At 58.2% G+C, this 4,905-nt stretch carries 2 protein-coding genes and 1 pseudogene; all 3 read left to right on the forward strand.

What is annotated here, in order from left to right; translation table 11 throughout:
• Positions 1 to 4 precede the first annotated feature (4 nt).
• Positions 5 to 172, forward strand: a pseudogene (locus tag Q7A36_RS41955) (DDE-type integrase/transposase/recombinase); the annotation flags it as partial.
• A gap of 20 nt (positions 173 to 192) precedes the next feature.
• Positions 193 to 468, forward strand: coding sequence for a DDE-type integrase/transposase/recombinase (locus tag Q7A36_RS41960; RefSeq protein ID WP_370655794.1), 276 nt, complete (start codon positions 193 to 195; stop codon positions 466 to 468).
• A gap of 1,278 nt (positions 469 to 1,746) precedes the next feature.
• A complete protein-coding gene (locus Q7A36_RS38320) occupies positions 1,747 to 4,467 on the forward strand; it encodes a patatin-like phospholipase family protein (protein WP_305109051.1) in 2,721 nt (906 codons plus the stop codon).
• The last annotated feature ends 438 nt before the right edge of the window (positions 4,468 to 4,905 follow it).

Raw genomic sequence — 4,905 nt, forward strand, 5'->3', positions numbered from 1 at the left:
GTACCTGAAGGTCGGTGGCCGCTGGGCCTACCTGTATAGGGCCATCGACCGCGACGGCAATCTCGTGGACACCATGCTCAGCGAGCACCGCGACATGGCGGCAGCCCAGGCCTTCTTCGGCTCAGCCAAGTCGGTCACGGGGGTGACGCCTGATCAGGTCACCACGGACGGGCACGGCTCCTCCCGCGGGCGATCCACAGCACGCTCGGCCGCGATGTCGAGCACCGGACCAGCGCCTACAAAAACAATAGACTGGAGCAAGACCACCGGGGCATCAAAGGGCGCACGCGATGTATGCGGGGCTTCAAGAGCTTCGCGTCGGCGGAGCGGTTCTGTCGAAGCTACGACGAGCTCCGCAACTTCCTCCGCCCCTGCACTCGCCACAACCAATACGTCTCTGCCCGCCGCCGTCGCCTGCTCCACCTCCGTCGCGCCACCAGTGTGCTCGCCATTCTCGAAGCGGCGTAAGCCGACATTGGCTTTCGCCTCATGTCGTCGGGTCTGGCACGAGTTCTGACAAAACCCACTGGCTCACCCTGCTCGGCCTGGGACCGCTTCAGCCGCGGCGGGCTTGACGCGGGGAGGGTGACCGCCTCCCGCATCGGGCACATCGGACGTCGACATCCGGCCCTCACAGGCCGGCGCTCTTCGCGCGCCCGTGTGACCCAAAATCGGCTGCTTCTGAACCACGCCGCTCCGTGGCACCGGACCGCCTGGGCGCGCCGCCGCTGCAGGAGCGTCGCTCAATGGCTGTTTCTGACCACCTGCAACCGACCCGAACAGCCCGATCAGACCGCGGCCATTGCCGGAGCACGGCCAGATGAACTCGAAACTCAAGCTTTCACCTTGACCCGCGCGACCCAAAAAAGACATCATCCCGATTCGCTCAAACGGCGGATGGCTCAAAGCCATCCACGGGATTTTGCCTGGAACTCTCAAGATTAGCCCAAGTCCCACCAATAAAATTTGGAGGACATCATGGCTATTCGTGACCCACAGATACTCCGTCTTGGGAAGACGCTTTCCAAGCGACAGAACGTCGCGCCTCATCAGGTGAAGGCAAAGCGCTCAGTCGCCGCGGCAAGCCGCGAGCTACTTAAAACACAGAAACTTGCATCAGAGAGTTTCGGCGGTGATGTGCACGCTCAAGTGGAGCTGATAGCGAGGATCGGCGGCGACATGCCCCTTGGCCCGGGGCACCGCGCCAAAAGTGTAGCGGTAACCGCGCATTCCGCTGCACTAATAGCCATGGCCCCTATAGGAATCTTAACTGGTAGGCCCTGCACCGCCTGCGTCCAAGCGGATTTAAACGTCTTACATGCGGTTTTCCGGATCGATAGTGCGGCCGGGCATCGAGATGCCAGACTAACGGTACGGGCTGCTCGGTACATCATGGAGCGGCGTGCACTGCTGCAAACCTTCGAAAGCGAGCTTCTGCGTGCCGATACAGCAAGAGCTGCTCTGGCCCGCCCGGGAGCGCATAGAGCGGCCGCATCAAGGGAACGGCCGGCACTGTTCCCAGAAAGGCGAGCCTTCCGCGCATTGCCGCGCCCAGCCTCGTTGCGGGTCGGCGCGCTGCCCGTGGGTACTCGCGGCCGCGGTATTGAAAAGAGACCAGTTGCCTCGGTCAGTGACGAGCCATTTGGCGCAAAGCCGCTAGCGAGCCCATTGCTGCGCAGTCGAGGTTATGGCGACGAACCCTCTCCACTCTTCCCGGCAGACACGTGGGTCCCCGAGATACCAGACGTGCCCGCTCCGAATGATGACATTTGGGGCGATTTTGGCGGGATATGTATCGACCTTTTCCAAAGATTTGCCGCCGCGGCTCTGGCCGACGACGACGCACAACTGCTTGCAAGTGTAGTTCCCCAGTGCGTATGCGCTCAAAGTCTGACTAGCGACACAACGTTCGACGCGTTTCCAGCTGCCGGGAGAGATTTCCCTAAAGCGCGCGGAAACTACCGTCTGATGTTCCGACACACCGATATAACCGACCGAATTGTCTCCTGGGCATCTGGATCAATTCGATTTACCCTTCCGCCGGACTCGAAAAGTGGTTTTGTGTACCTTACCCAAGGCACGGTAAGCGCCGCAATAAGTCTTGGGCACGTTCTCGCCAATCTCTGCGGCATTCCCGACCTTCAGGGCCCGCATGGGCAATCCGTTCCTCTTGCACCCGCCGCGGTGATCTCAGTCATCCGGCCACCGATGATTGAGTTTTTCAATGTAAACGGGATCGCTGACGCGGAGATCACGACCGAGGCTTGCTCGGCTCTAGAATTCTCGTGGAGCGTTTACCTAGAGGGCTCTGAACCTGATCAGCTGGTGCCGCCGGGCTGCGAAATATCCATACAGATTATCGATGAAACGGGGCAAGTCCACCATCAGTCAAATGAACGATTTGGGCACTGGACAGCCAATCCGCCCGTCACGGCGACGTTTTGTTTAGTTGCGAAAGCGTCGGTACCGGCGCAACTAATTCGATCTGGTCAGCGTGGAAAGGCGACTCCTAAAACTCAGCGGTTCGTAGGTCTGCAAGACGTTTGTGGTCAAGTTAGTTCCAGCCTCATCCGCATAGTACGCCAGCATAAACTTCACCTTGAACCACGGGAGCCTCATCAGCTTTCGATCGTAGCAGGTAAGTCCGCAACATTATCAATTCGGATTTCGTGCCCAGCGCCGGCCACGGGTCTCGACGTTTTTCTTCATCTCAGCGATTACACGATCATTGATGCGCCGGCGTCAGTGTCAGTGTCGCCTGGGGAACTGAGTGCAGTAGTAAGCCTCAGGACCTTTGCGGGCAGCTTTGGTCAAGTATTCATAACCGCGACGGCGCCCAACCATTTAGATGACCGCATCACGTACGAAGTGGTCGAGAACTCGACCGCAATCGTACTCTCAGGCGGCGGCGCGAAAGGAAGTTTCCAAGTCGGAGCACTTCTGTTTTTACGTGAGATCTGGCATGAGATATCACCATCGATTGTATGCGGTACATCAGTAGGCGCAATTAATGCCCTGGCAGTCGCAGGTTCTCTAACTTCGAGTGGCGTTGATACCCTCGAATCAGTGTGGCTTGCCCTCGAAGTTCCCGCTGACATGTACCGCCCATCTCCGGAGCTCGAGTTAGCCTTAGCGGCTGTGGAAGTTCCGTTTGAAGCTTTTGTGGCGGAGCTGAAGGATGCTCACGAAGGAGGGATCGACTTAACTCTTTGGAACGTCGTTGACGAGGAAGCGGTGGCCGGGTGGTTTGCCACAGGCTGGGCGCTAGCAGGACCCGTCGGTGGTCTCATCGCAGGATTAGCATCCTTAGTGGGAGAGACAGCGAGCCGCCTCGGAGACATGTCCGATTTCTTAGTGAATGCGTCATATTTGATCGATTTGGAACCCGTTAGGGACAAGATGTCTCAAGCTATTGATCGGGGCGGCATTGCGAACAGCGGAATGAAGATGCGGCTAGCCGTTGTTGCCCTTGAGGACGGCGAGCTTCGGTATGTGACGGAAGGCTCGCGCCTTATCGGGGAGAGCGCGGCTTCGCCCTACTTTAATGAGCCCATTGTCGATCCTGATCCGCTTGTCCTTGGTGCCATGGCTTCGGCCGCCATTCCCGGTTTCTTCGCTGCACGCCCGATACAGACACCTTCGACAAACTTCACCTACGTGGATGCGGGGGTTCGAGAAGTTCTGCCCGGCCATGCCGCTGCCGAATTGGGAGCGCAAACGATATACAATTTATCGAACTCTCTATCGACCACACCGTTCCGTGACGATCAATATGGCGCTCCAGGAAGTCTGCTCAAGATTACAAAGCGCGGGATTGATATCCAAGGGGATGAAGTGACCCTCGACGACATGCATCCGCGGCAAGGGTTCTGTGACGGTCGTGAGCGCGTGTTAGTCCACCCAGACTTTGAGGTTCATCATATCCTCACGATTGATCCAGGCCTGATCCGCATAAACATAGCTTATGGATACTTTCGGGCATTTGACGGTGAGAAACTGAGGCGGACCGAAACCAATGGACTTCAGTATTTGATTTGGAGACTATGGACGAACGATCTAATTAGTGAGCGGGTAAATTGCCACATGCTCGAAGAGCGTTTAGCGTACTGGCTCACTATTTTCGATGCAAACCTTGAATGGGCTCTTCCCGAGCTTCGCGACCGAAAAAATCGCATTGGAGAGCTTATCGTCGAGCGCTATTTGACATTCGGAGCGGACGCTTTTCCTCGTAAGCTTTTGAATGGCGTAATTGGCGATCAATCTGTGCTCGACTGGTGTGGAACCTGGGAACGGCATTCACCCACCATTCGGGCGCAGCTTGATGCGTTAGATCTCTGGGCACCGCAAAGCATCATGCCGGGTTCGGTGGGAGGTGACGCACCAGGCCACGGCCCCGTTCTGGAGGCTTGGGTTCAGCCTCGTTTCCCGCTTCCGCAGGACGTCTTGAATGGCCTGATGCATCGCTAGCCGCAAAAATTCACGAAGGGGGTCGGCGCGGTCCTGTTGGGGTGATCTGGCTCGCCTAGCAGTTGTGCGCGCAGTCGGGATCGCTGCTGGCCTGACAGCCAGCTGACGGGTGCAGATCGCGGGGTCTTGGAGGTTGCGGTGACGAGGGCTCGGGAGGGGCATCTGCCCCAGGGCTCAGCTGATTAGGCGCGGCAGTCGCTCGAGCGCGAGATGCATGATGGCCTGGTCGGGATAGGCGCTGGGCAGGTGCAGCATCTGTGGACATCGGGTAATCGCGGCTTGAGCGAAGCCCGCTCATAGTGCCTCGATCTGGGCGGTGTCGCCCGGCACCTCGCAGGATGGGAGGCTCTCGATGACCCGGTTTGTAGGACTGGACGTTTCGCAGAAGCTGACAGCCATCTGTGTTGTCGACGATACCGGTCGTCGGCTCTGGCGTGG

Origin of the sequence: Paracraurococcus lichenis (genome assembly GCF_030657435.1) — a bacterium.
Classification (GTDB): domain Bacteria; phylum Pseudomonadota; class Alphaproteobacteria; order Acetobacterales; family Acetobacteraceae; genus Paracraurococcus; species Paracraurococcus lichenis.